The sequence below is a fragment of the Plantactinospora alkalitolerans genome (assembly GCF_015690345.1).
Lineage (GTDB): Bacteria > Actinomycetota > Actinomycetes > Mycobacteriales > Micromonosporaceae > Plantactinospora > Plantactinospora alkalitolerans.
This window is the reverse complement of sequence record NZ_JADPUN010000425.1, coordinates 1-2,786: the sequence shown is the minus strand read 5'-3', so window position 1 is coordinate 2,786 and position 2,786 is coordinate 1. Positions and strand designations below refer to the sequence as shown.

General features: G+C 71.4%; 3 protein-coding genes. 1 reads left to right on the top strand and 2 read right to left on the bottom strand.

Annotated features, from left to right (window positions below; genetic code table 11):
• On the bottom strand, positions 1-336 hold a 336-nt coding region (locus tag I0C86_RS41835), incomplete at its 3' end, for a YciI family protein (RefSeq protein WP_196206853.1).
• A 138-nt stretch (positions 337-474) separates the two neighbouring features.
• A complete protein-coding gene (locus I0C86_RS41830; RefSeq protein WP_196206852.1) occupies positions 475-915 on the bottom strand; it encodes a VOC family protein in 441 nt (146 codons plus the stop codon).
• Positions 916-1,210: 295 nt separating this feature from the next.
• Here I0C86_RS41830 and I0C86_RS41825 point away from each other — a divergent pair, with 295 nt between their 5' ends.
• Positions 1,211-2,590, top strand: coding sequence for a hypothetical protein (locus tag I0C86_RS41825; protein WP_196206851.1), 1,380 nt, complete (start codon positions 1,211-1,213; stop codon positions 2,588-2,590).
• The last annotated feature ends 196 nt before the right edge of the window (positions 2,591-2,786 follow it).

Genomic DNA, 2,786 nt, shown 5'->3' with positions numbered 1-2,786 from the left:
CGCCCCAGGAGCCGCCGACAGCTCCCCCGCCAGCTCGACGGCGCGCTCGTAGCTGTCGACATCGATCACCATCCAGCCGGCGATGAGGTCCTTGGTCTCGGCGAACGGGCCGTCCGTGACCGGCGGGCGACCCTCGCCGTCGTACCGGACGAACGTCCCCTCCGGGGCGAGCGCCTGGCCGTCGACGAACTCGCCGGTTCCCTCGAGCCTGGCAGCGAAGTCGCGCATGTACTGCACGTGGGCCGAGATCTCTTCCGGCGTCCACTGGTCCATGGGCACGTCGTTGACCGCGATCGGGGCGCCACGGTAGTGCTTGAGCAGCAGGTACTTGGCCATCGTGCTTCTCCTCGGTGCTGGTTGCGACCCATTCTGATCGCGCTTCCTGACGGGGGACGGAGCCGGTCACGACTTCTCGACATCACCATCGACATCGACATCGACATCGACGTCGACGTCGGAATCCTTGGGCCTTCCTCAGCCGAGCTGTTCGGCCAGCCCGACGACGATGCCCTCCGGCCCCCGGACGTAGCAGAGCCGATAGCTCTCCTCGTACTGCGCCAACTCGCCGACGAGTTCCGCGCCGTGGGTACGCAGGCGGGCAACGACGTCCTCGATGTCGTCGACGGCGAACATGACGCGGCGGATGCCCAGGGTGTTCGCCGGCGCGTTCTCCGGCTCGGCGCTGATCGCCCTCGGCGTGTGGAACATCGCCAACTCGATCCGGCCGTGGCCGTCCGGGGTCCGCAGCATTGCGACGTCCTGCCGGACGTCGTCGATCCCGATGACACGCTCCACCCAGCGTCCCTCGACCGGCCCCCTGCCCTCCAGTTCCATGCCCAGTTCGACGAAGAACGAGATAACGGCGTCAAGGTCGTCGACGACGATGAGGACGTTGTCCATCCGGTGGATCGTCATGCGGGTGTCTCCTCGGTGTCGGGCGACCACGGTGGCCGCATCCGCTCCCGGGACGGAGTCGCCGGGCCGTTCTCGACAGTCTTCGCGACGTCTGCTCCGGAAGCCGCCTGACCAGGAAAGTGCCGCAGGTCATCGGCTGTGGTCAGGCGGCGGTGGCCGAACCGGAAGCCGCGGCTGACGGCACGTCGCGCCGCCCGGCAGGCGCGTGGCGCGAGGTGGCCGAGAGCTGTATGCTGCCCGCGATGATTACCTCCCTCACCGGATCGGGGGTCCTGTCCACAAAAGGTGAGTGCTGATGCACTCCCGGACTGTGAACGGGGATTCCCGACCTTCCTTCTGGCCGCACGTGCGCGAGTTCGCCGTGCCGCTGTCCATGATCGAGTCTGCGACGGCCCGCCGTGCCACCGGGGACTGGGCGGGGGCCTGCGCCGCCGCACGCGTCGACGTCGATCTGAACCTTCGCTCCGTGGCCGACACCCACGGCCGGGAACTCGCGTCCCGAGTCCGGACCGACCTCCGCCATCTGGCCCCTGACCTGCTGCGCTGGCACATGCCGAGGATCGCTCCGGACGGGCTGCTGCGTCCGGGCCTGACCATGTCCCTGGCCCGGTACCACGCGGCGGAACGATCGGGTGGCAACGCGCTGCACCTCGTGGCCCGAACACCACCGGCCTGGGCGGATGCCGGTCAACGGATCAGCCTTGCCCTCTGGGGCGGAACAGGACCGAGGACCGCACCCGGCCCGCATCCGCACCCCCGTCCCGACCGACGGTTCCGACTCGACCTGCACCGCCACCTCTGGGACGCGCGCAGAACCGACGAGCTGCGGATACGGTCCGGGGCGGACCAGCCGCCCGCCGACGGCCGTACCGCTGCCCACCAGGATCTGCGGCAGGCGCATGGCTGTGCCGTGGACCGCTGGGCGGCCGAGGCGGAGATACTGCTCCGCGCGGACGGACGGGTCGGCGCTGCCGTGGCCGTACGGCTCGGAGCCCGACATCGGCTCGTACTGGAGCTGGCACCGGAGGCCGCTGCCGGTGCGGCGTCCGGCCTACGGATCAGGACGGCACCGGCCAGGGGTGGCGCCGCCGAACTCCCGGTGCTGCCCGACGCGGCGGTGTGGGTGCTACCCGACCTGGCGTTGCTCCGCGCCGGGCTGGTCGAGGCCGACCGGCTGCACCCCCTTGTCACGTCGGCGCTCGTACCGGGCCACCCACCGGACGTCCCGCCGCGCGTCCCGGACGGCCGAGCCACTCCGCGTCTCGTTCCCTGCCGTGGCGCCCAGCACCGGATCGGCCTCGTGAACGGCACGCTCGTCCCGTTCGACCACGATCCGGCCGAGATCCGCCGCGAGGAACTGCTGGCCGCACTGACCGGCACCCCGCTGCCATGTCTACAGGTGATCGACGAGGCGCACCGTCGCCCGGAGTGCCTCGTCGACGTCCGGGCCCGACTGGACCACGGCGACACCGCCGGTGCCCTGGCCGCCGTCGAGGAACTACTCGGCCCCGAGGCACTGTTGCGCGACGGCGCCCTGCGGGACGAACTGGAGACGGCGGCTCTCCGACGGGTCAGGCACGGGCTGTTCCGGGCCGGACTGGCCGGGCTCGGAGCGGGGCCGGTCAGCCGCTCCGGACCCCGCCGGAGACAGCCGCGCCGCGCCACCACACCCTGACCCGGGCGCCTCGTCCGCCATCCGCTCCCGGCTGCCAACCGGCTGGTCCCGGCTGCCAACCGGCCGCTCCCGCCTCCGAACCAGCCGCTCCCGCCTCCGCACCGGACAGGGGCGCCTTCCGGCACGGCCCTTCCCGGCCCCGACTCGAAACCACAGGTGATCGAATATGCGCATCTCCGTTCCGTCCGCGTCCCCG